A 22,931-nucleotide genomic window follows, 5' to 3' on the forward strand; every position below is an offset into this window, starting at 1 on the left:
GCTAATCCTTTTCCCGCGAGCGCGCTCAAATGTACGACGACACGCCGTTTTGGCCGTACATTTGAGGACCCTCGCGCCCGATGAAGCGGGCCGGCATCTGGTTTCGCGGGAAGGAAACCAGGTTCGCTCAGAGCCGCCACCACGCGCTGAATCGCAGCGGCGAGGCGGTGTCGATCCGCTGCCCAGGATTGGGCACCGCCACCTGAGCCCCGTCCGCCTCGGCCGCTTCGAGCACCCGCTCGACCGGCTCGGACCAGGGGTGCGGCGCCAGCCGGAACGTCCCCCAGTGAATCGGCACCAGCAGCCCCGACCCCGAGTCGGTGACGTCCAGATGAGCCCGTACCGCTTCCTCCGGGTTCATGTGGATGTCCGGCCAGGCCGTGTTGTACGCGCCGATCGGCATCAGCGTCAGGTCGAACGGCCCGTGTTCGGAACCGATGTCGGCAAAGCTCTTGGTGTAGCCGGTGTCGCCACCGAAATAGGCCCGGTGCGACGGCCCGACAAACGCCCAGGACGCCCACAGCGTGTTGTTGCGGCTCAGAAAGCGCCCGGAGAAGTGCCGGGCCGGTACGCAGACGATGGTCAGTTCGTCGACCTTCGCGCTCTGATTCCAGTCGAGCTCGACGATCCGCTGCTCGGGTATCCCCCACGACCGTAGGTGCGCACCAACCCCGAGCGGCACGAAGAACGGTGCCCGCTGCATGCGAGCCAGCGCGAGCACGGTGTCGATGTCGAGATGGTCGTAGTGGTCGTGGCTGATCACTACGGCGTCGACGGCCGGCAAGCCTTCCAATTGCACGGGCGGGGGATGCAGTCGTTGCGGTCCGACCAGGTCCGACGGCGAGCAGCGGTCGCTCCACACCGGGTCGGTCAGCACGCGGTAACCGTCGATCTCGATCAGTGCCGTCGAGTGACCGAACCAGCTGACCGCCAATTCGGCCGGCTCACCCTGATAAATGGACGGCGATGCCAACGGGATCGGTCGCGCGGGACGGCTGTGTACGCGTGCGCCGACCAGTTCCCAGGCGACCTGGCGCAGCTGCTCGCGGTTCATCACGTAGAGCGAGCCGGGGTCGATGTTGACGAACGCGCCGTCCCGGTAGTTCGGCGAATCCGCTGTGACGGCTTCGATGGCTCCGGGGTCGGCGCCCAGCGCCGAGGGGGCGCCGTGCAGGGCGCGTAGCAACCAGCCGCCCGCTGCCAGCGAGACGGTGCCGGCGGCCAGTCGCAGCGCCCGGTTCGTCATGTCCGTCAGGCCCCCTGAAAGTTCGGTGGCCGCTTTTCGACCCGGGCCACCTGCGCCTCGATCACGTCCTGACTGCCCCAGGCCTTGTCGAACAGCTCCTTGTGCTCCGGCCAGGCTTCTTCGATGGAGCCGTCGTCGTTGAGTACCCGCTTGGCGTGCTGGATGGCCAGCGGCGCCAGCCCGGCGATCTCTGCGCCCCAGGCCTGGGCGTCGGCAAGCGTCCCGATCCGATTGGCCATGCCGGTCTGTAGCGCGACCTCGGCGGTCAGTTTCTCCGCGGTCAGCAGCATCGACCTGGCCCGGCCGTGACCGACCAGCGAGGACAACCGGCGGATGCTCCAATTGTCCAGCGCCAGACCGTATTTCGACGTCGGGAACTGGAAGAACGCGTCCGGTGCGACGACCCGGAGGTCGCACTGCATGGCCAGCTGCAGCCCGGCGCCGATGGCGGGACCGTTGATCGCACCGATCACCGGGATCAACGTGGCGTCCATGACCCGGTGTAGTTCGACGAGCCGGTCGGGGTAGTCGGCGGCGAACGCGTCGCCGGACAGGTCCGCCCCGGCGCAGAACGCCGTGCCCTGCCCGGTCAGCACGATGGCCCGCACCGAGCCGTCCCCCGCCTTCAGCAACGCCTCCCGCAGCTCCTCGACGAGCTGGGAGTTCAGCGCGTTGCGCCGCTCCGGTCGCTGCAGTTCGATGGTCAGGACGGCTTCGGTCTGGGTGATACCGATCATGGGGGCCAGGATAACTAGCCTCGTCGGTGTGAGCCGTATCACGACCGATCAACTGCGCGACACGGTACTCGACCCCGGCTCGTTCCTCAGCTGGGACACCGACCCGCTCACGGTGCCGACCTCGCCGTCCTACGCCCGTGAGCTGGCCGACGCCCGGGCCGCCACCGGACGCGACGAATCCGTCTCCACGGGCGAGGGAACGGTCTTCGGACGCCGGGTGGCGGTGGTGGTCTGCGACTTCGACTTCCTGGCCGGGTCGATCGGGGTGGCCGCCGCAGAACGGATCACTTCGGCGGTCGAGCGCGCCACCGCCGAGCGGTTGCCGTTGCTGGCGTCGCCGAGCTCGGGCGGCACCCGCATGCAGGAGGGTACGGTCGCGTTCCTGCAGATGGTCAAGATAGCCGCCGCCGTCCGGCTGCACCGCCAAGCCCACCTGCCGTACCTGGTCTATCTGCGCAACCCGACGACGGGCGGGGTGTTTGCGTCCTGGGGATCGCTGGGTCACGTGACGTTCGCCGAGCCGGGCGCGCTGATCGGGTTTCTCGGTCCCCGCGTGTACGAGTTGCTGTATGGCGAGCCGTTCCCGTCCGGCGTGCAGACGGCGGAGAACCTGCAGCGGCACGGGGTGATCGATGACGTCGTCGCGCTCGGTGAGTTACGTGACACGCTCGACCGGGCGCTGACGGTGATCGCCGACGCCCCCGGGCCGCCGCCGGCACCTCAGCCGGCCGAGCCGGTGCCCGACGTCGGTGCCTGGGATTCGGTGCTGGCTTCGCGGCGCCCGGATCGGCCCGATGTGCGGGACCTGTTGCGCCACGGCGCTACCGATTTGGTGCCGTTGTCGGGCACCGGTCGGGGTACGACGACGCTGCTGGCGTTGGCCCGGTTTTGCGGTCAGCCGGTGGTGGTGCTCGGCCAGCAGCGGACCCAACCCGGTGGCGGCAATGCCGTCGGGCCCGCTTCGCTGCGCGAGGCGCGCCGGGGTATGGCCTTGGCCGCCGAACTGCGACTCCCCCTGGTGCTGGTGATCGACACCGCAGGGCCGGCATTGTCCATCGAAGCCGAACAGGGCGGCTTGGCCGGGCAGATCGCCCAGTGCCTGGCCGAGCTGGTGACGTTGGCGACTCCCACGGTGTCGGTGCTGTTGGGTCAGGGCAGCGGCGGGCCGGCGCTGGCCATGGTGCCCGCCGACCGGGTGCTGGCCGCGCAGCACGGGTGGCTGGCCCCGCTGCCGCCCGAGGGCGCCAGCGCGATCGTCTTTCGTGACATCACACATGCACCGGAACTCGCTGCGGCACAAGGTATCCGGTCGACCGACCTGTTGGCGGCCGGCATCGTCGACGCGGTCGTGCCCGAACGTCCCGACGCCGCCGACGAGCCGGCCGAGTTCTCGGCGCGGCTGTCCCGCGCGATCGCCGCGGAGGTACACGCGCTGCGGATGTTGCCCGACGCCGGGCGCTTGGACGCGCGCTTGCGGCGCTACCGCCGTATCGGCCTGCCGGAGGCCGGGAACACGCTCAGTTAGCCGACCCTCTCATCGCTTCGCGGGTCATCGACAACAGAAAGCCCAGCCCGGTGGCTGGCCAGACCAGGGACAGCGTCATCAGCAGCGACGCCGTCAGCGTGCCCATGGTGATCAGGCCATGCCACACCGCGTACGCCCCGTGCCCCAGCACGACGACCAGAGCGAGATTGGGGATGACCTCCAGCACCGTCCAGACCTGCGCGGGCAACCTGGGCAAACTCAGTTCGCCCTGATGGTGCAGCACCGTGGCGAGCAGCGCCGCGACCATGGCCAGCGCCACCACCCCCATCGGCCAGTACAGCGCGAGCAGACACACTGTCACCACGGCGAGTTGAAGGCTGTCGAGCACCACCAGCACCGCGCCGAACGAGAGCAGACCGCGCACGGTGTCCTGATCGCTCACTGAACGCGACACCAATTTCCCGGTCTGGCAACGCAGGTGAAAGGTCAGCGGCAAGATATGCAAGCCTTGGTGCAAGTCTCGGCGAATCGCGGGTCCCAGGCCCGTCGCCGCACAGACGGTGACCCGGCGGCGTATCAACCACATCGCCGACTCGGACAACAGCAAAGCGATGGCCGCCACCCCCGGCACCCACAGCCCACGGTGATCGTAGTAGCTCAGCGGGCCATCGATCGTCGCCCTCGCCATGAGTGGGAACCCAACGGCCGCAACGCAAGTAAGGATTGCCGCCGCACCCATGACGCTCCACCGACGCGGGTCCTGGTCGGGCGCCTGGGCCACCTCATACGGGGCGGGCATGACGTCGGTCATCGAGCTCGTCTCCCGATCCCGTTGCGAGAGATGGCGTCAAAGGCGAATCGCAACAACGAATTTCGGTCGCGACGCCGAATGTCGTGACCTGCCACCCGATCTCGATGATTGCACGTCGGCAACCAGGCCCGGTCGCTGCGCAGCGTCGAAACGATAACCATTTCGACAATGCGTTGCTACGGTCCCGGCATCCCGCGGACTGCTCGTGCCTCCCACCGTCGCACCCGACAATCAGGCAAGATGAACCCATGGACACTGGTGTCAACTCACCTCGGGTCTTGGTCGTCGACGACGACTCCGACGTGCTCGCCTCGCTGGAGCGCGGCCTGCGGCTCTCCGGTTTCGAGGTGTCGACGGCGGTCGACGGCGCCGAAGCCCTGCGCAGCGCCACCGAGACCCGCCCGGACGCGATCGTGCTGGACATCAACATGCCGGTGCTGGACGGCGTCAGCGTCGTCACGGCACTGCGCGCGATGGACAACGACGTGCCGGTGTGCGTGCTCAGCGCCCGCAGCTCGGTCGACGACCGGGTGGCCGGTCTGGAGGCCGGAGCCGACGACTACCTGGTCAAGCCGTTCGTGCTGGCCGAACTGGTGGCCCGGGTGCGCGCGCTGCTGCGCCGCCGCGGAGCCACCGCGACGTCGTCGTCGGAAACCATCACGGTGGGCCCGCTGGAGGTGGACATCCCGGGCCGCCGGGCTCGGGTCAACGGCGTGGACGTGGACCTGACCAAGCGAGAGTTCGACCTGCTGGCCGTGCTGGCCGAGCACAAGACCGCAGTGCTGTCCCGCGCGCAGTTGCTGGAGCTGGTGTGGGGCTATGATTTCGCCGCCGACACCAACGTCGTCGATGTCTTCATCGGCTACCTGCGACGCAAGTTGGAGGCCAACGGCGGTCCGCGGCTCCTGCACACCGTCCGGGGAGTCGGGTTCGTCCTTCGGATGCAGTAAGGCCGCAGTATTGCCGATGAACATCCTGTCGCGGATCTTCGCCCGAACGCCCTCGCTACGGACCCGGGTGGTGGTCGCGACGGCGATCGGCGCCGCGATTCCCGTGCTGATCGTGGGCGTTGTCGTGTGGGTCGGTATCACCAAGGACCGCAAAGAGCGGCTGGACCGCCGGCTCGACGAGGCCGCTGGTTTCGCCATCCCGTTCGTGCCGCGCGGTCTCGACGAGATCCCGCGCTCCCCCAACGACCAGGACGCCCTGATCACGGTGCGCCGCGGCAACGTGGTCAAGTCGAACTCCGACATCACCTTGCCGCCACTGCAGGCCGACTACGCCGACACCTACATCAACGGGGTGCGTTACCGGGTGCGCACGGTGGAGATCTCCGGACCGGAACCGATGTCGATGGCCGTCGGCGCGACCTACGACGCGACGTACGCCGAAACCAACAACCTGCATCGGCGGGTGCTGTTGATCTGCATCTTCGCCGTGGCGGCGGCCGCCGTGTTCGCTTGGCTGCTGGCCGCTTTCGCGGTGCGGCCGTTCAAACAACTCGCCGAACAGACGAGGTCGATCGATGCCGGCGACGAAGCCCCGCGGGTCGAGGTGCACGGCGCCAGTGAAGCCGTCGAGATCGCCGAGGCCATGCGGGGCATGCTGCAACGCATCTGGAACGAGCAGAACCGGACGCAGGAGGCGCTGGCCTCGGCCCGTGACTTCGCCGCGGTCTCCTCGCACGAGTTGCGCACCCCGCTGACCGCGATGCGGACCAACCTCGAGGTGCTGGCCACCCTGGACATGCCCGACGAGCAGCGCAAGGAAGTGCTCGGCGACGTCATCCGCACCCAGTCGCGCATCGAGGCCACCCTGAGCGCGTTGGAGCGGCTCGCCCAAGGCGAGCTGTCCACCTCCGATGACCACGTACCGGTCGACATCACCGATCTGCTGGACCGGGCCGCTCACGATGCCACCCGCATCTACCCCGACGTCGACGTGTCCCTGGTGCCGTCGCCGACGTGCATCATCGTCGGGATGCCGGCCGGGCTGCGCCTGGCGGTGGACAACGCGATCGCCAACGCCGTCAAGCACGGCGGCGCCACCCATGTCCAGGTGTCGGCGGTCAGCTCGCGAGCCGGAGTGGAGATCGCCATCGACGACGACGGCAGCGGCGTGCCCGAAGAGGAACGCCGGATCGTGTTCGAACGATTCTCGCGAGGTTCGACCGCCTCACATTCCGGGTCCGGCCTGGGCCTGGCGCTGGTCGCTCAGCAGGCCCAATTACACGGTGGCACGGCGACTTTGGAGAGCAGCGCAATGGGCGGGGCGCGACTGGTGCTGCGCCTGCCCGGCCCCAGCTAGTCGGTGTCGAGTTCGGGTGAACCTGGGGCTTTCAGTGTGAAACCTGGGCTTTCAGTGTGAAACCTGGGCTTTGCGAGGGAAACCACGGCGGGATTTCGCCGATTTTCCCGCCCTGGTTTCACCCCGAAAGCCGTCCCTTCACCCCCAAGACCAAGTCTTCACAGCGAAATCACGAAACAACCCAAACGCTTACTCCGCGTGCAAAATCTGGGCGCGAAACCAGCGTCAGGATGCGCACCCCCATGCAACTCAACCCGCCTCACCAGGACCGGCGCTATTGTCAGAAACGCCCTAGTCCTCGGGGCTGGTAGGCGCGCTGTCGCGCCCCGGCATGAAAAACGCCCGCCTGGCGAAATCCTCGTCCTCGAACCAGACTTGGGCCTCGACGTCGTCGTAGCCCGGATCATCGGGAAGATAGAACAGCCGAGAATCGGTGCGGCCCTTCACCTGCCAGCCCTCCGGCCCAGTCCCGTCGGGATCGGCACGCATGGACCCAGGGCCGTACGGCGCGTACGGCACCAGAGGTATCTGCACCGTCTGCGCTTCGCTGAGCGTATCAGTCTGCGTCGCAAGGTCTTTCGTGACAGGAATCCGACCGGGTGGGCGTCTGGGTCTGGCCTTCTTCGCCGGGACCTTCTTCGCGGTCCTCTTCCTTGGGACCGCAATCGCCTCCGTCGCATCGTCTCGCGGAATCGGCCTGCGTTTTCTCGGTGGCACTTTGGCGGCGGTCTTCTTCGCCGGTCGCGGCCTGGCCACCGGGATCCGTTGGGTAGGCGCCTCGCTGGCCGGCACCTTCATCGTCGGCGGCTCGGGCTGGGCCAGCGGCCCCGGTTGACCCGACACCCAGGCCGGCATCGGGACTTTGGCCGGGCGCATCATCAGCGTCAGCGTCAGCACCATGCCGAGCCCGAACGCGACAGCGGCGGGCCACCAGTGCAGTTGACCGCTCACCCTTTGGCTCCGATCTCCGAAGACTCCTGCTCGACGGGCTGCGGTTCGGGGTCGGGGCGGGGTTCGGGTTCGGGCTCGGGGGCGGGCGCGTCTTCGGCGTCGCGTTGTTTGGGCTTGAGCAGCAACGCTATTCCGTAAGCCACGGCCGAACCGCCGACAAAAGCGACCGAGCAGATCAACCACTGGACCACGAAACCCATATCCGATCCCCTAGCCGACCACGATCTCGGCGCGGCGGTTCTTGGCCCGTCCCTCTGGGGTGTCATTGCTCGCGATCGGATTGGCCGACCCCATCCCCTTGGCGGTGACCCGGGCGCGCGGCACGCCGTTGGCAATGACGTATTCGGCGACGGCGGTGGCCCGTTGGGTGCTCAGCGGAATATTGACGGCCTCGCTGCCGGCGTTGTCGGTGTAGCCGTTGATGGTGACGCGGGCGTCCGGACATGCCTTGAGCTTGTCGGCCACCCGGATCAGGATGTCGTTGTCCTCCGGTGTCAGGCTCACGCCGTCGTTTCCGAACGCAAGCGGACCACCGGTCATGGCGTTGATGGCGGCCTGTAGATCGCCGCAATTCGCGGCCGCCGCAGGGGCAGGGGCAGGCGGGGCCGGCGTACCACCCGGGGGCATCGGCGTGATCTGGCCTTTGACCACGATCTTGTTGGTCAGGTTGACGTCCGGCCAGGCGGCGGCGGCGGCGCGGCCGATCGCCTCCTTCTGGTCCGGTGTGGTAGCGGTGCCGGTCAGCGTGACGGTGTCTTTCTCGACCTTGAAGTTGAAGTCTGGAATCGGGGCGCCGGCGGTGAAAACGGGTTCGGCGTTGGTGAAGTCGAGGGTGTGCACCAGCGGGTCGATGCGGATCTGGTCGACGACGGCGACTCCCGGCGCCAGTAATCCCTTGAGCGCCTTCATCAATGACGCTTTCGACGCCTCGTCGGGAAAGTCACCGATCAACGTGATGCCGTTGCCGTCGCGGCTGACGGACAGCAGCGACAACGACAGGCTGGGCGCCATCGAGATACTGACCGATGTCGGGGACAGCGTGGGCAGATCGCCGGTTGGGCCGTTGACGGCCATGGGACGCTCGTATGCGCCGTAGCTGATCAGGGCGAGCAGGAACGGGATCAGCGCCAGACCGATCAGCCAGAGCCGGACGAGCTGCCGTCGGGTCGGTCGGTCCTGGGCCACGGGCTCGGCGGGCGTGGGTGCTTCCGTCACACCCACCTCTGAACCGGCCATCGCTCCTCACTCGTTCGTGCACTTCCAGGCGATTAGCAGCCTACCGAGTCCCGGCCCGTTCCCGGGGGAACGTCGGGCAGACTGTAGCGATGGCCAACGGGACTGGCCCGGCGGTCAATCCCCGGTACGACGTCGTGATCGTCGGCGGTGGGCACAATGGGCTGGTCGCGGCCGCCTACCTGGCGCGCGCGGGTTTGCGAGTGCGGGTCCTGGAACGCCAAGCACACGTCGGCGGCGCCGCGATATCGGCACGGGCCTTCGACGGCGTCGACGTCCGGCTGTCACGCTATTCGTACCTGGTCAGCCTGCTGCCGTCGCGCATACTCGATGACCTGGGCGTTCGGGTACGGCTGAGCCGACGCGCGTATTCGTCCTACACCCCGGACCCCATCACCGGGGGACGCACCGGTCTGCTCGTCGGATCACCCGGCGGGTTCGACGCGCTCGGCGCCGCGGCCGACGAGCAGGGCTTCGACGCGTTCTACCGGCGCTCTCGGCTGGTGACGCGGCGCTTTTGGCCGACCCTGCTCGAGCCGCTGCGCACCCGCGAACAAGCCCGCCGGCTCGTGCTGGACGGTGGTGATCCCGACGCGGCGTCTGCGTGGCAAGCCCTGGTCGACGAACCGATCGGGCGGGCGATCGCCGGCACCGTCGGCAACGACGTGGTCCGCGGGGTGATCGCCACCGACGCACTGATCGGCACCTTCGCCCGACTGGACGACCGGTCGCTGCTGCAGAACATCTGCCTGCTGTATCACGTGCTGGGTGGCGGCACCGGCGACTGGGATGTGCCGGTCGGCGGCATGGGCGCGGTGTCGGCGGCCCTGGCCGCGGCGGCCACCGGCTACGGAGCTGAAATCAGCACTGACGCAGATGTTTTCGCGATAGACCCGGATGGCGAGGTGCGCTATCGCCGGCACGACGACGAGTGTGTGCTGCAGGCGCGGTTCGTACTGAGCGGGGTGGGGCCGGTCCTACTGGCCGACCTGTTGGGCGAGTCGGCACCCGCCCTGGCGCCGGGCGCGCAGGTCAAGGTCAACATGGTGCTGCGACGACTGCCCCGGTTACGGGACCCGCGGGTGACACCGGAGCAGGCATTCGCCGGGACGCTGCACGTCAACGAGACCTGGTCACAGCTCGACGCCGCCTACACGAGGGCGTCGGACGGAGACGTGCCGGACCCGTTGCCGTGCGAGGCCTACTGCCATTCGCTGGCCGATCCGAGCATCGTGTCGCCTGAGTTGCCCGGTGTGCAGACGATGACGGTGTTCGGTCTGCACACACCGCCGTCACTGCGCGCGGACGCCGTCGTGCTCACCGAATCCGTACTCGGATCGCTGAATTCCGTTCTGGCCGAACCGATTCAAGATCTGTTGCTCGTCGACGCGCAGGGCCGGCCGTGCCTGGAGACGACGACCACACGGGACCTGGAGCACGCGCTGGGCATGACGGCGGGCAACATCTTCCACGGCGCGCTGTCGTGGCCGTTCGTCGAAGACGACGATCCGCTGGACACTCCGGCACAGCGATGGGGGGTGGCCACCGAACACCCGCGGATCATGCGGTGCGGCGCGAGCGCTCGCCGCGGCGGCGGGGTCTCGGGCATCGGCGGGCACAACGCGGCGATGGCCGTGCTGGCGACCTTGACGGCGAGCAGACGCAAAAGCCCCTGAATTCGGCACGAATCAGGGGCTTTTGCGTCTGCTCGCGAGGGGGTGGTGCCCCCAGCTCGCAGCGAAACTAGCGGCCGTCGATGGCGACGTAGTCGCGCTCGGTGTAGCCGGTGTAGATCTGGCGCGGCCGGCCGATCTTGCTGTCGCTGTCGTCGTGCATCTCGCGCCAGTGCGCGATCCAGCCGGGCAGCCGGCCCAGCGCGAACAACACCGTGAACATCCGGACCGGGAAGCCCAGTGCCCGGTAGATCAGGCCGGTGTAGAAGTCGACGTTCGGGTAGAGCTTGCGCTCGATGAAGTAGTCGTCGGTCAGCGCGGCCTCTTCGAGCTGCTTGGCGATGTCCAGCAGCGGGTCGCCGCCCAGCTTGTCCAGGATCTTGTCGGCCTGTTCCTTGACGATGCGGGCACGCGGGTCGTAGTTCTTGTAGACGCGGTGACCGAAGCCCATCAGCTTGACGCCTTCTTCGCGGTTCTTCACCTTGCGGACGAACTCGCCGACGTCGTCGCCGCTCTCGCGGATCTCCTCGAGCATTTCCAGCACCGCCTGGTTGGCGCCACCGTGCAGGGGACCCCACAGCGCGTTGATGCCGCCGGAGATCGAGGTGAACATGTTGGCGCGCGACGAGCCGACCAACCGGACCGTCGACGTCGAACAGTTCTGTTCGTGGTCGGCGTGCAGGATGAACAGCATGTCCAGCGCGCGTACCACCTCGGGGTCGGCCTGGTAGGGCTCGGCCGGGAAGCCGAACGTCATGCGCAGGAAGTTCTCCACCAATGTCAGCGAGTTGTCCGGGTAGAGGAACGGCTGGCCGACCGACTTCTTGTAGGCGTAGGCGGCGATCGTGGGCAGCTTGGCCAGCAGCCGGATCGTGGACAGCTCGACCTGAGAGTTGTCCATCGGGTCCAGGGCGTCCTGGTAGTACGCCGAAAGGGCGTTGACCACGCTGGACAGCACCGGCATCGGATGCGCGTTGCGCGGGAATCCGTCGAAGAACCGCTTGAGGTCCTCGTGCAGCATGGTGTGGCGCTGGATCTTGCCGGTGAACTCGGCCAGTTGGTCGGTGGTGGGCAGCTCGCCGTAGATGAGCAGGTAGGAGACCTCGATGAACGTCGACTTCTCCGCGAGCTGGTCGATCGGGATGCCGCGGTAGCGCAGGATGCCCTCGTCGCCGTCGATGTAGGTGATGGCGCTCTTGCAGGCGGCGGTGTTGACGAACCCGTTGTCGAAGGTGGTGTGCCCGGTCTTGGACAGCAGCGGACCGAGCGCGATGCCGTCGGCACCTTCGGTGGCGCGGACGATTTTCAGGTCGATATCGCCCCCCGGGTACTTCAGAGATGCGGTGTCGTCGGTGTCGCCCACGAGAACCCCTTTGCGCTCAGGCTGATATGGCTGCCCGCCCTAGGTGCACTAGGAGCGTCATAGGTGAAGGTAGTCGTTATCACGATGGCGTGCCTGCCCGGGGTCAGGTCTGCAGGTCCTGCGCGGCGTGCAGCTAGGACCGCTGCTGCTTGCGACGGTCACGCCTGGGTGACATTCGGCGGCGAACGGCACACCGGTGCGGCGTTCGCGCCTCACCAAACGAGGTAATTCGACATCATGCGATTCCAAGAAGAGACGCCAAGCCGGACTCGACGATCGCCCAGAACACTGCATTCGCAAATGCAGCGAACAACAATAATCCGGCCGGCGCAGCCAAGGGAAATATCAATGCTTCCGGCAGGAACGGCACGAAGTTGTAAAGCAACCCCGCATATCCGATCGCCGCAGCAAGCAACGCCACAGTGGACCCCAGCCTGAATGCGTCCACCCCGGACAGCAAGTTGAGACTCAAGGTGTTGGCGCTTTCCGCGCCGGCATAGGACGTAGCGTTGGTCGTCAAGTTCTGGACGAACTGCTCCTGGTATGCCGAGTGCTCGGGCACAAGTACCCGCCTACTCCAATCGCGTGGACCGCCTTTACTCGACCTTGACTGCCCGTTGAATCCTCTGCCCAACGATGGCCTTCGTGACTACTCTTCAAGACGTGGAACTGGGGGTTTTGGGCCCTCTTCAAGTCCGGCAGCATGGCGCAACCATCATGATCCCGGACACAAAACCGCGCGCCCTACTCACGATGCTCGGGCTGCACGCCGGTTCGGTCGTCTCCGCTGCCACCCTCATCGAACTGCTCTGGGGCAAGGAGCCGCCGCGCACCGCCGGAAAGGCTCTGCAGACTCACATCTCGCTGCTGCGTCGCACCCTCGGCGACGGCTTCGTCTTGACCGAAGGCGCCGGATGGATCCTGGCCGGGACGGAGGTTGACACCGCGAGTTACCGGTCGTTCGCTCGGCGGGGTCGCGAGGCGGCCGCTGCCGGGGACAGCGGCCAGTCGGTGGCTCGCTTCGACGAGGCCCTGGCTTTATGGCGCGGAATCCCCGAACTGCCCGACAGTCAGCGCGGAACCGCCGAGAAGACGCGGTGGGCGGAAGAGCACGCCGCACTGGTGGAGGACCGCGCCGATGCGCTGCTGGCGACGGGCCGTGCCGCAGAGATCATCGGCGAGCTCGAGGCCGTGGTGGCTGACGCGCCGCTACGCGAGCGGCGATGGGGCCAGCTGATGCTCGCCCTGTATCGCGCCGGTAGGCAGGGCGAGGCCCTCGGCGCGTATCAACGGGCGCGGGCGCTGCTCGCCGAGGAGCTGGGTGTCGATCCCGGTCCGGAACTGCGCCGCCTGGAGGCAGCGGTCGTCGCACAGGACGCGGGACTGGAAATTCCTGTTGCGCAGAATCTTTCGACGGTAACCCGGGCGGTGACGTTCCTGTTGACCGACATCGAGGGGTCGACGGCGGCCTGGGAGGCTGACGCTGCGGCCATGGCGACCGCGCTGGCGCGCCACGACGAGCTCGTCGAACAGGTCGTGACCTCACGCGGCGGACGCCTGATCAAGACGCGCGGTGAGGGCGATGCCACGTTCTCGGTCTTCGAACGGCCCTCTGCTGCCGCTGCCGCAGCAATAGAGCTGCAGGAAGCGGTCATTCACGAGCCGTGGACACTGGCCGAGCCGATGAGCATTCGCATAGCCCTGCACACCGGTGAGGTCGAGCTTCGCGACGGCGACTACTTCGGCCGCGCGGTCAACCGGGCAGCGCGCCTGCGCTCGCTGGCCGCGGGCGGCCAGACTTTGTGCTCGCGAGCGACCGCCGAGCTTGTCATCGACTCGCTTCCGGACGATGTCGTGCTTGCCGACCTGGGGATGCGCCAGCTGCGCAACCTCGCGCGCCCAGAACATGTTTTCGAGCTGAGACTGGACACCGACCAGCGCGAGCAAGTCGTCGCCGACGCACCGATAGACCGCCCCGCCCTGCCCGCCGTGTTGACCGCTCCCGGCCCGTTCGTCGGCCGCGGCGTGGAACTGGAACGTCTTTTCACCGCGTGGCAGAGCAGCGGCGCGCACGCGGTGCTGATCGCCGGCGAACCCGGTGTCGGCAAGACGCGCCTGGCTGGCGAATGGTCCCACCGCGCGTATGCACAGGGTTCGATCGTGCTTTACGGACGTTGCGACGAGGACCTCGGCGCGCCGTATCAGCCGTTTGCCGAAGCCTTGCGCGCGCTCGTGCCGTGCGTCGGCGCGGACCGGCTGCGGGGACTGCGGGGCGTCGAAGCGCTGCTCCCCCTGGCCCCCGGGCTGCTGGACGCGGTCGCCGATCTGGCGTCCCCGGCCCGCGCGGACCCTGACACCGAGCGTTACGCACTGTTCGACGCCGTCGTCGCGCTCCTGGAGATCGCGTCGGCCGCGGCGCCGATCGTGCTGATCCTCGACGACCTGCACTGGGCGGCCAAGCCGACGCTGCTGCTCTTGCGGCATCTGCTGCGGTTCGGCGACCATGCCCGCGTGCAAATCGTGGGCACGTACCGCAGCACCGATCTGGACCGCTCCCTCCCGTTGGCGGCAATGCTGGCCGACCTGCACCGGAACGGCACCGCCAGCCGGCTGAATCTGAGCGGACTCGACGAAGACGACGTGACCACCTACGTGGCCGAAGCCGGCTATGACGACGAGGAACTCGCCCACGCCCTGGCGTCTGTCACCGGCGGAAACCCGTTCTTCCTCATTGAGGCCCTGCGTCACGTCGATGAAAGTGGCGGCGTATGGGATCAGAGCACCCTTCCCCAGGGTGTTCGAGAAGCCGTGAGCCGCAGGCTTTCTCGACTCTCGCAGGAGACGAACAAGGCGCTCTCGGCGGCTGCGGTGGTCGGTAGCCGGTTCGGCCTGGAACTGGTCGAGCAGGTGATCGGGAGTGAACTCGTCGACGCGTTCGACGAGGCGTGCGCGGCCGGTCTCGTCGTCGAAGAGCCAGGTGGCCGTTACCGTTTCAACCACGCGATCGTCCGCCAGTCGCTGCTCACCGAGCTTGCCTCGGTGCGGCGGATGCGACTGCACCAACGGATCGCCACGACGTTGGAGTCTCAACCCGGCGCCGAGGACGAGTTGCTGGCCGAATTGGCTCACCACTATTTCGAATGCGCCTGGGCCGGCAACGCGGCTAAGGCCGTTCAGTACTGCCGACGCGCCGCCGACCAGGCGATGGCACGGCTGGCTTACGAAGGTGCCGCCGACCTCTACGACCATGCCTTGCACGCGTTGGAGGAGATCGACGAGGAACTGCCCGACCGTGACGATCAGGCCGCCGCGCTGCTGGTGGCGCGCTGCGAAGCGCTCCTGGCCGCTGGTGATGTAGCTTCGGCGGGTGGCGCAGTTTCCCAATTGCATTCGGTGACAGTCGATTCGGTGCAACTGTCGGCGTGGGCCACCTGCTTCGACGGCCAGTTGTCGATGCTCATCCATCCCGAGCGATTGGACGAGGTAGAAGTCGCGTTGCAGACCGCAGCCCAAGAGTTGGCCGGTTTGGCCGATGCCGCCGGGGAGGCGAAGGCCCATACCGTGCGTGCCGGATGCCTTGCACGCCTTGGGCGTATCGGTGACTGTGAAGCCACCCTGGATGATGCCTTGACGGCGGCGCGGCGCGCGCGCGAACACCGCCGGGTGAACGCGGTGCTGGCCGGTGCGCCGCTGGCGGCCTTATGGGGACCCAACCCGGTGCCGCGGGCCGGCGGACGGTGCCTCGACGTGGTGCGGCTGCTGCGAATAACCACCGACTCGCCAGCGGTCGAGGCCACCTCGACCCGGTGTCAAGCCGTGTTGGAAGCCTTCCGCGGCCGCACGGCCGCGGCCCGGCGGATGATCGACTCCGCGCGTCGGACCGTGACCGAGCTCGGCTTGCGGCCCGCACTGCTCGAAGTCGAGCAGTTCGCCGGGATCGTGGAGCTTGTCGCCGACGACGCGGCTGCAGCCGAGCCGCATCTAATGAAGGCTTACAACGGTTTTCGTCGCATGGGTCTTGACGCCGACACCGCTGAAACCGCTGCCCTGCTGGGCCGCGCCCGCTTGGCGCTGGGCCGAGACGGCGAGGCGGACGAGTTGTGCTGCGAGAGCGAGCGTCTGGCCGGACATGCACTGAAGCCGTCAATCGCGTGGCGCACCCTTCGGGCGCATCTGTTGTCGCGCAGCGGAGCACACGACGAGGCCTGCCGCGTAGCTCAGGCCGCCGTGGGACTTGCCGAGCGTACCGACTTGCTGGTGGACCACGGCGACGCATGCCTTGCCCTGGCAACGGTTTTGGAGGCTTGCGACGACCTCGCGCAGGCCCATGCTGCTGCGGAGCGAGCCGTCGAGCTGTATGAGCTGAAAGGCGCTGCGGCGCTTACCGAGATTGCCCGCAAGATCGTGGAGCAAGATCTCTGCGTAGCCCCGCTGCCAATGCCTGAAGCGCCCAGACTCGAGCCAGAAAACGCCTGTGTGCGAGCGGTCAGACAGGTGGCGGCCGCGCTGGATGTTGAGGCCTGGGACGAATTGGAGCAGTTGTTTGCGCCTGGCGTCGTTGTCGAGAGCCGGCGAAAGATTGTCCGCTTCAATCTGGACGATCTACCTGCTGGCCCTTGGCCGCACCAGGTACGACGGCTCGCTGAAGACGGCGCGCTGCGCTTCCGAATTGTTGGCGTCGTTGCGGTGCGCGGCGAACGCATGGCGGTAACTCGGTTAGCCGTAACCACTTGTGACGACACTGCTGGCTCGCCGCACGACGAATTTCTGCAAGTCTGCGTGTTAGACGAGGATGGCCGAATCGCAACGCAGGTGTGGTTCGACTCCGAAGACCTTGTCGCGGCGATGGCCGAACTCGACGCCGCGGATGCCCGCTTCGAGCAGCAAGCACGGCCGCAGCCTCGACGACCCGAAAACGCGGCGACCCGCGTATGCCAGCGGGTCAACACATATTTCGTGGGCAACGACTGGGACGCGGTGAAAGAATCCCTGGCCGAGCATGTCGTCCAAGATGATCGCCGCAAGGTGGTGGGCTCGGGACTTCGACAGGGACGCAATGCCGTGATGGCCGAACTATCGGTAGTGGCCAAAGCTGGGATCAACAGCATGGCGACGAATACCATTGCGACACGAGGCGGATGCCTAGTACTCAATCGGGTCCAGTCCTCTTTCGGTGACCACCGTCCGGACGCATTCGGCATCGACGTGCTCGCCGTCGTCGAGATCGACGCCACAGAACGGATTGTGGCGCGCGTTGTGTTCGACCTTGACGACTTCGATGCCGCGGTCGCCGAACTCGACCGTCGCTACCTCAGCGGCGAGGCCGCGCCGCACGCTCATACGTGGTCGGTGATTGCACGTGGCCCCGCTGCGGTCAATCGAGGCGAGCGTCCCTCGTTCGCAACGGATTGCGTCAGCATCGATCATCGTCCGGTCTCTTTCGCGCCCGGTGATCTGCTCGACGACCTCAGTAACCTGGGCAATTTCCGAGGCGTCCGACTCTACGTCGAGACCGTACATCGGCTCAGTGACCGTGCCGCGGTGTGTACGCATGTGGCGCAAGGCATTTCGGCTATGGGTTTTGACGCCGAGTGGCGCGGTATCGATTTGCAGATGGTCGACGGTGACAAGGTTAAGCGTTTCGAAGTCTACGACGAGGCGGAATTGGAAACCGCAATCGCAACGTTCGACCGGCTGAGCCGACCCGCACCGCTTTTGGAGAATGCGGCAAGCCGAGTCTACGACCGCTTCAATGCGTACCTCGCGACTCGTGACTGGGACTCCATGGCGGAGATGACTACCGACGACAGCTACTACGACGATCGTCGTCGGTTGATACGCAGCGGTGTTCAACGCGGCCGGGCTGCGCAGATTGCGAATCTGCGGGCCATCGTCGACGTCGGGGTCAGGAGCTGCGAGTCGCGTGTCATCGCAACCCGTGGGGAGCGCCTGGTGCTCACTCGCAGCCGGATGTCGGGCGGCAACCAGCGGCCCGATCCGTTCAGTCTCGAGATGCTTTGCCTCGTCGAAGTCGACGCCGACAACCAAGTGACGGCGGGTATCACCTTCGATGTCGACGACATCGACGCGGCCATCGCTGAGCTCGATGCGCGTTATCTCACCGGCGAGGCGGCAGCTTACGCGGACACCTGGTCTCTCATCGCAGGTGCCTGCGCCTCGTTCAACCGGCACGAACTCCCCGCTATGACGCCCGACTGCGTCAATACGGACCATCGCCGAGGGATATCGTTCACACCCGGTGACTTGACCGCGTACATCCGATCCACGTGGGACGCCGCGCCGGGCAGCAGCATCTACATCGAGGCTGTGCATCGGTTGAGCGGCCGCGGCGCGCTCGCGACTCATGTGCTGAAGGGGAGCTCGCGCGACGGTTTCGAGGCCGAGTGGCGGGCAATCGGTCTTCTCACCTTTGATGGCGACAAAATCAATCGCCGCGAGGTCTTCGAGGAGACAGACCTCGACGCCGCGCTCGCGAAGTTCGATCAGCTCAGCGCGCCGGCACCGCGACTGCAAAACGGGGCAAGCCGGGTGTACGACCGATTACTGGCGTACTTCGCTGCCCGTGACTGGGACGCGTTAGCGAAGATCTGCGCCGACGACCTCTACGCCGAAGATCGTCGCCTTCTGGTAGGCGAGGGCATCGGAACCGGTCGGGATGCCATGGTCAGACAGTTCCGGACGGCCCTCGACCTGGGGGTGACGCAAATGGCTTCGGAGGCCCTTGCCACTCGCGGCGATCGCCTCGTCCTTACCCAGGCCCGGTTTTCGCGCACCGACGAGAAACCCGAAGCGTTTCGCGTCGATCTTCTATACGTACTTGAGATCGACGCCGCCGAGCGGATCTCGGCAATCGTCGCGTTCGATCTGACCGATTTCGAGGCTGCGCTCGAGGAACTCGACGCCCGATACCTGGCCGGCGAAGCCGGCGCTCACGCGCAGACTTGGTCTGTTGTCACACGTGAATGCGCCGCGTTCAACCGGCACGAACTTCCGACCGCGGACTGGGCGGCCATCGACCATCGACGGCTCGCGGTAATCGACGCGACCGATCCCCAAGTAGCCATGCGCGACATCTGGGACGTCACACCAGAACTCAGCATGCTGATCGAGTCGGTACATCGGCTCAGCAATGTGGGAGCGGTGGGCACCTATGCCGCGTGGGGAAGCTCGCCAGACGGGTTTGCCGTCGAGTGGCGAATGATCCTTGTTCTGACTGTCAAAACCGGTCGGATCAACCGCGTCGAGGTGTACGACGAGGCCGACCTCGAAGCCGCACTCGCAAGGTTCGACGAACTCCCACGGCCTGGACTGGAAAACGCGGCGAGCCGGGCAAATGACCGAAACTTTGCGTACTTCCGCGCCCGCAACTGGGCGGCGTTGGCCGCGATCCTGACCGACGACAGTTTGGTCGATGATCGCCGGCGCGTGACGAGTTCCGGATTCTGGGACGGTCGCGACGTCGTGGTCGCGAACCTGCAAGCCCTGGCCGATACGGCGCCGTCGACGTGGACCGTCGTCGCGACCCGCGGGGAGCACCTCGCCCTCACTCGCATCTGTTCGCCGAACCGGGATTTGCAGCAAGGCGACTTCAGCAGCGACATGCTCATCATCGTCGAGGTCGACACCGACGAGCGGATCTCGGCGCAAATCGCTTTCGATGCCGATGACTTCGATGCCGCCTTCGCGGAACTCGACACCCGCTACTTCGCCGGCGAAGCGGCGGCTCACGCACGAACGTGGTCGGTGACTATGGCCGCTTACGCCGCCCTCGACCGGCACGAGCTGCCAGCAATGACGCCGGACATGATCAGCGTCGACCAGCGGAAGGGACGATCATTCGAGTCCGGAGACCTAAGCGCATTTCTTCGTGCCACATGGGATCTCATGCCGAACTCCAGGGGATTTATCGAGGCTGTGCACCGGCTCGGCGACCACGGGGCATTGGTCACGTACGCGTGGAGTGGGACATCAGCCCAGGGCTTCGACGCGGAGTTCCGGGAACTGAGCATCACGATGCGCACCGCTGACCAGATCAGCCGCGTCGAGCTCTTTGATGAGAACGATCTCGGCGCCGCGCTTGCGCGCTTCGAGGAAATGCGGCCGCAGGCACCGCGACTGGAAAACGCGGCGAGCCAGGCGGGTGGGCGCTATCTGACGCTTCTCGCGGCAGGCAACTGGGACGGCATGGCGACGATACTGGCCGAGAACATTTTCACTGACGATCGCCGTCGGGTGGTGGGTGCGGGAGTCCGAAGCGGTAGAGATGCCCTGACTGTGGACGTGCGCGCGATCGCCAACCTGTCCACTATGAACGTGACGTCGGCCGTCGTAGCAACCCGCGGAACACGGCTCGCCCTTCTCAGTAGCCGCTTCTCGAATCGCGATCCGGCTTCCGAAGCGTTTTCTACCGAGGTACTCGTCATTGTCGAGACCAACTTCGACGACCGGATTGTCGCGGCTGTCACGTTCGACATGGACGACTTCGACGCCGCTTTTGAAGAACTCGATGCCCGATACCTCGCAGGCGAAGCGGCCACCCATGCATTCGTTTGGTCGCTAATTTCAGGCACTTACTCCGCGTTCAACCGGTACGAGTTTCCCGCAATGGATTGGGTCAACGTGGACAACCGGCGAGGAACGCCGTTCTCAGCCAGCGACCTGACCGCCGTAATTCGTACCTTCCGGGATTTCACCCCGGAGTTCAGGGTCAGAATCGAGGCAGTGCATCGGCTCAGCAACCTCGGAGCGGTCATCACCAATCATTCGTATGGCTCCTCGCGCGAGGGCTCTGACCTCGAATGGCGCATGATCCAAGTGGTGATTGTCGAACGCGACCGAATCACCCGCTGCGAGCTCTTCGCCGAGGAAGACCTTGAGGCCGCGCTCGCCAAGTTCGACGACGCTCAGTGACATGTCGTCCTTGATTGCGGTCCCGGAGATAATCAGTTCGGCGGCAACGGATTTGGCCGGCATCCAGTGGCGATCGGTGCAGCCGACGCGGCCGCGACGGTTCAAACCACGGCGGTGCTGGCAGCGCCCGCTCATCGGCAACGGCGGCAACGGTGGGCCAGGCCTCGCCTTGCCAAGCAGTGGCGGTGCCGGCGGCAACGGCCGGCTATTTCGCGGACTGGACGGGCTCGCCGGTCCGCCGTAATGGCCGGGAGGATGCGACTGAGGCATCGGGACACGGTGAGCAGAACTCAGGGCTGCAGTCGCTCGACCTGACCACCAATCACCCGAATCCTGTTGTGCACCCGGTCTTCTCGGCCCTGCCAAAACTCCACGACCTGCGGTGCGATCAGATAACCGCCCCAGTTCGGCGGCACCGGGATGTGCTCGGTGTCAGCGAACCGCTCGGTCACCTCCGCCAGCTGGTCCAGCAACGCGGCACGCGAGGCAATCGGCTGCGACTGGTGTGACGCCCAGGCGCCCAGCTGGGAACCGCGCGGCCGTTTCGACCAGTAATCCTGGGTGACCTCGGGAGCGACCTTGCTCACCGGGCCCCGGATGTGAATCTGTCGGCCCAGGAGATACCAGGGAAACGTCGCCGAGGCATAGGGCGTCACCCCGAGTTCGATCCCCTTGGCCGAGTCGTAGTTGGTGTAGAAGCTGATCCCGCTCTCGTCGGCGTTCTTGCACAACACCGTCCGGCTCACCGGCCGCCCGTCGGCAACGGTGGCCACGACCATCGCGTTGGCCTCCGCCACCCCGGCCTGCCATGCGTCGTCCATCCACTTGCGGAACAAAGCAAGCCAGCCATCGGCCAGCCAGTCGGCATCGAGGTCGGCACTGCCGTCCTTCTCCGCGGATCCGTACTCCACCCGCATCCCGGCCAAGCGCTGCCAGTCAGATCCGGTCACCCGGCCAACGCTACTCGGCGGTTGTTACTGGCCGGTAGTAACCGTGCGGGGGTCGGGTGCGAGAATCTGCCCATGACTGTGATCCCCGAGGATTTTGTCCCAGGTCTGGAAGGCGTGGTGGCCTTCACGACCAAGATCGCCGAGCCGGACAAAGACGGCGGCGCGCTGCGCTACCGCGGCGTCGACATCGAGGATCTGGTGGGCCAGGGGGTCCACTTCGGTGACGTGTGGGCGCTGCTGGTCGACGGCGACTTCGGCCGAGGGCTGCCACCGGCCGAGCCGTTCCCGCTGCCGATCCACACCGGTGACGTGCGGGTGGACGTGCAGGCGGGTCTGGCGATGCTGGCACCCATCTGGGGCTACAAGCCGTTGCTGGACACCAACGAACCCACGGCCCGCGACCAACTGGCGCGCGCGTCGGTGATGGCGCTGTCTTACGTCGCGCAGTCCGGTCGCGGTATCTATCACCCGGCCGTCCCCCAGCGGATCATCGACGAATGCCCTACCGTCACAGCGCGTTTCATGACCCGCTGGCAAGGCGAGCCGGACCCCAGGCACATCGAGGCGATCGATGCCTACTGGGTGTCGGCGGCCGAGCACGGGATGAACGCCTCGACCTTCACCGCGCGGGTGATCGCCTCGACCGGCGCTGACGTGGCCGCGTGCCTGTCCGGGGCGATCGGCGCGATGAGCGGCCCGCTGCACGGTGGGGCGCCGGCGCGGGTGCTGCCGATGATCGAAGAGGTCGAGCGCACCGACGACGCGCGTGGCCTGGTCAAAGGGATCCTGGACCGCGGCGAGAAGCTGATGGGCTTCGGCCACCGGGTGTACCGCGCCGAGGATCCACGGGCGCGGGTGCTGCGAGCGACCGCTAAGCGGCTGGGTGCGCCCCGCTACGAAGTGGCCGTCGCGCTGGAGCAGGCCGCGCTGGCCGAGTTGCGCGAACGCCGCCCGGACCGGCCGATCGAGACGAATGTCGAGTTCTGGGCCGCGGTCATCCTGGACTTCGCCAAGGTGCCGGCCAACATGATGCCGGCGATGTTCACCTGCGGACGCACCGCAGGATGGTGCGCGCACATCCTCGAACAGAAGCGACTCGGCAAGCTGGTCCGCCCGTCGGCCGTTTATGTCGGTCCGGGTCCGCGCAGCCCTGAGTCCATCGAAGGCTGGGACCGGGTCCTCACGACGGTGTGAGCGCCGGGTTGCGGTAGGTCCCACTTGTCGGTGGGCCTGGTTAGCCTCG

General features: G+C 66.7%; 16 protein-coding genes. 7 read left to right on the plus strand and 9 right to left on the minus strand.

Annotated elements, in window-relative coordinates; genetic code table 11:
• Window positions 1-127: 127 nt before the first annotated feature.
• Window positions 128-1,246: an MBL fold metallo-hydrolase gene (locus AC5Y4D_RS15900; RefSeq protein ID WP_499945483.1), complete on the minus strand. Its 1,119-nt coding sequence runs from the start codon at window positions 1,244-1,246 to the stop codon at window positions 128-130.
• A gap of 5 nt (window positions 1,247-1,251) precedes the next feature.
• Window positions 1,252-1,983 carry an enoyl-CoA hydratase gene (locus AC5Y4D_RS15905; RefSeq protein WP_499945485.1) on the minus strand — a complete coding sequence of 244 codons (732 nt, stop codon included), beginning with the start codon at window positions 1,981-1,983 and terminating at the stop codon, window positions 1,252-1,254.
• A 28-nt stretch (window positions 1,984-2,011) separates the two neighbouring features.
• Here AC5Y4D_RS15905 and AC5Y4D_RS15910 point away from each other — a divergent pair, with 28 nt between their 5' ends.
• On the plus strand, window positions 2,012-3,508 hold the full coding sequence (locus tag AC5Y4D_RS15910) for a carboxyl transferase domain-containing protein (RefSeq protein WP_499945487.1): 1,497 nt from the start codon (window positions 2,012-2,014) through the stop codon (window positions 3,506-3,508).
• Here the strand turns inward: AC5Y4D_RS15910 and AC5Y4D_RS15915 are convergent.
• Window positions 3,501-4,157, minus strand: coding sequence for an ABC transporter transmembrane domain-containing protein (locus AC5Y4D_RS15915; protein ID WP_499945489.1), 657 nt, complete (start codon window positions 4,155-4,157; stop codon window positions 3,501-3,503). The genes AC5Y4D_RS15910 and AC5Y4D_RS15915 overlap by 8 nt on opposite strands.
• A gap of 371 nt (window positions 4,158-4,528) precedes the next feature.
• Here AC5Y4D_RS15915 and prrA point away from each other — a divergent pair, with 371 nt between their 5' ends.
• Window positions 4,529-5,230 (plus strand): two-component system response regulator PrrA, encoded by a 702-nt coding sequence (gene prrA / locus AC5Y4D_RS15920; RefSeq protein ID WP_036364553.1) that lies wholly within the window; start codon window positions 4,529-4,531, stop codon window positions 5,228-5,230.
• A 16-nt stretch (window positions 5,231-5,246) separates the two neighbouring features.
• Window positions 5,247-6,587 (plus strand): HAMP domain-containing sensor histidine kinase, encoded by a 1,341-nt coding sequence (locus AC5Y4D_RS15925; RefSeq protein ID WP_499945492.1) that lies wholly within the window; start codon window positions 5,247-5,249, stop codon window positions 6,585-6,587.
• A 291-nt stretch (window positions 6,588-6,878) separates the two neighbouring features.
• On the opposite strand, the gene arfC is transcribed toward AC5Y4D_RS15925, so the two are convergent.
• From arfC to arfA, 3 genes are read right to left on the minus strand one after another with little or no spacing between them, the layout of a single operon-like run.
• Window positions 6,879-7,538, minus strand: a complete 660-nt coding sequence (gene arfC, locus AC5Y4D_RS15930) for a channel accessory protein ArfC, sunset domain variant (RefSeq protein WP_499945494.1) — start codon at window positions 7,536-7,538, stop codon at window positions 6,879-6,881.
• Window positions 7,535-7,738 carry a hypothetical protein gene (locus AC5Y4D_RS15935; RefSeq protein ID WP_499945496.1) on the minus strand — a complete coding sequence of 68 codons (204 nt, stop codon included), beginning with the start codon at window positions 7,736-7,738 and terminating at the stop codon, window positions 7,535-7,537. The genes arfC and AC5Y4D_RS15935 overlap by 4 nt, the downstream gene beginning before the upstream one ends.
• A gap of 10 nt (window positions 7,739-7,748) precedes the next feature.
• The gene (arfA, locus tag AC5Y4D_RS15940; protein ID WP_499945498.1) at window positions 7,749-8,774 is read right to left on the minus strand and encodes a channel-forming protein ArfA/OmpATb; all 1,026 of its coding nucleotides are present in this window, start codon (window positions 8,772-8,774) and stop codon (window positions 7,749-7,751) included.
• Between the two features lie 89 nt (window positions 8,775-8,863).
• Between arfA and AC5Y4D_RS15945 the strand changes: the two genes are divergently transcribed.
• Complete coding sequence (locus AC5Y4D_RS15945) at window positions 8,864-10,447, plus strand: phytoene desaturase family protein (protein ID WP_499945500.1); 1,584 nt, start codon at window positions 8,864-8,866, stop codon at window positions 10,445-10,447.
• A 67-nt stretch (window positions 10,448-10,514) separates the two neighbouring features.
• Here the strand turns inward: AC5Y4D_RS15945 and AC5Y4D_RS15950 are convergent, their stop codons facing one another.
• Entirely contained in the window at window positions 10,515-11,807 is a 1,293-nt protein-coding gene (locus AC5Y4D_RS15950) for a citrate synthase (protein WP_499945501.1), read from the minus strand.
• Between the two features lie 235 nt (window positions 11,808-12,042).
• Complete coding sequence (locus AC5Y4D_RS15955; RefSeq protein ID WP_499945502.1) at window positions 12,043-12,369, minus strand: hypothetical protein; 327 nt, start codon at window positions 12,367-12,369, stop codon at window positions 12,043-12,045.
• Window positions 12,370-12,470: 101 nt separating this feature from the next.
• Between AC5Y4D_RS15955 and AC5Y4D_RS15960 the strand changes: the two genes are divergently transcribed.
• Window positions 12,471-20,738 (plus strand): BTAD domain-containing putative transcriptional regulator, encoded by an 8,268-nt coding sequence (locus AC5Y4D_RS15960; protein ID WP_499945505.1) that lies wholly within the window; start codon window positions 12,471-12,473, stop codon window positions 20,736-20,738.
• A 1-nt stretch (window position 20,739) separates the two neighbouring features.
• Complete coding sequence (locus AC5Y4D_RS15965; RefSeq protein WP_499945507.1) at window positions 20,740-20,982, plus strand: PE family protein; 243 nt, start codon at window positions 20,740-20,742, stop codon at window positions 20,980-20,982.
• A 46-nt stretch (window positions 20,983-21,028) separates the two neighbouring features.
• Here AC5Y4D_RS15965 and pdxH read toward each other — a convergent pair whose 3' ends face one another.
• Entirely contained in the window at window positions 21,029-21,655 is a 627-nt protein-coding gene (pdxH, locus tag AC5Y4D_RS15970; RefSeq protein ID WP_499945567.1) for a pyridoxamine 5'-phosphate oxidase, read from the minus strand.
• Window positions 21,656-21,760: 105 nt separating this feature from the next.
• On the opposite strand from pdxH, the gene AC5Y4D_RS15975 reads away from it, so the two are divergent.
• Window positions 21,761-22,882: a citrate synthase 2 gene (locus AC5Y4D_RS15975; RefSeq protein WP_499945508.1), complete on the plus strand. Its 1,122-nt coding sequence runs from the start codon at window positions 21,761-21,763 to the stop codon at window positions 22,880-22,882.
• Window positions 22,883-22,931: the final 49 nt, after the last annotated feature.

The sequence above is a fragment of the Mycobacterium sp. NGS67 genome (assembly GCF_059812185.1).